The following is a 1000-nucleotide window of genomic DNA, read 5'->3' on the forward strand; positions in this document are numbered from 1 at the left end:
CCTAGATGATTGATTCCAAGGGATAGCTGCGCAGATGGCGCGAGAGTGTCCAGGCTCAGTTTGTGACGACCGAGATGGACACCCTCGCGACTGCACTCTACGTGCAGACCGACGACCTGCTGAAGAGTTCGCCGCAACTGGCGCCGTGGCGCCCGAAGGTGGGCCTCGCACCCAAGCTCACGGACGCCGAGCTGGTCACCTTGGCGGTGATGCAGGCCCTGCTCGGCTTCACCTCCGAAGCCCGCTGGCTGCGGTTCGCCCGCGCCCACCTGCGGCACCTGTTCCCCTACCTGCCCCAGCAGAGCGGCTGGAACAAGCGGCTGCGCCGCACGGCCGGGCTGATCCGGCACACCGTCCGCGCACTGGCCCGGGACACCGCGCTGTGGAGCGACGACGTCTGGCTGGTGGACTCCACACCCGTCGAGTGCGGCCGCTCCCGGGAGACCGTCAAGCGCTCCGACCTTGCCGGATGGGCCGAGTACGGATACTGCGCCAGCCACAGCCGGTTCTTCTGGGGCCTGCGCCTGCACCTGGTCTGCACGCTCCACGGCCTGCCGGTGGCCTTCGCACTGACCGGCGCCAAGGCCGTCGAGCGCGAGGTCCTGCTCGACCTCCTCGCCGCCGAGCGGGACCTGGTCGGCAGTCGGCCGGGCCAGGTCCTGCTCGCGGACATGAACTACTACGGGCGCGAGTTCGAGCATGAGCTGGCCGCCACCGGCCTGCGTCTCCTGCGGCCGGCCCGCAAGGGCGAGTCCCCGCGGCCCGGATCGGCGCTGTTCAAGCCGCTGCGACAACTGATCGAGTCGGTCAACCAGACACTCAAGGCCCAGCTGGACCTCGAACGCCACGGCGGCCGAACACCGGCCGGCGTGATCGTCCGCGTCCTGCAGCGGATCCTGGCCCTGACCGCAGCAATCTGGCACAACCACAAGACCGGCCGGCCCACGCTGCGATCACTCACCGCCTACGACCACTGACCCTTGGAATCAATCATCTAGTG

General features: G+C 68.8%; 1 protein-coding gene. It reads left to right on the forward strand.

Annotation, left to right across the window (positions count from 1 at the left end; translation table 11 throughout):
* Window positions 1-62 precede the first annotated feature (62 nt).
* Window positions 63-977 carry an IS982 family transposase gene (locus IE98_RS0141545; RefSeq protein ID WP_030277938.1) on the forward strand — a complete coding sequence of 305 codons (915 nt, stop codon included), beginning with the start codon at window positions 63-65 and terminating at the stop codon, window positions 975-977.
* Window positions 978-1000 lie beyond the last annotated feature (23 nt).

The sequence above is a fragment of the Streptomyces sp. NRRL B-24484 genome (genome assembly GCF_000717715.1).
Lineage (GTDB): Bacteria > Actinomycetota > Actinomycetes > Streptomycetales > Streptomycetaceae > Kitasatospora.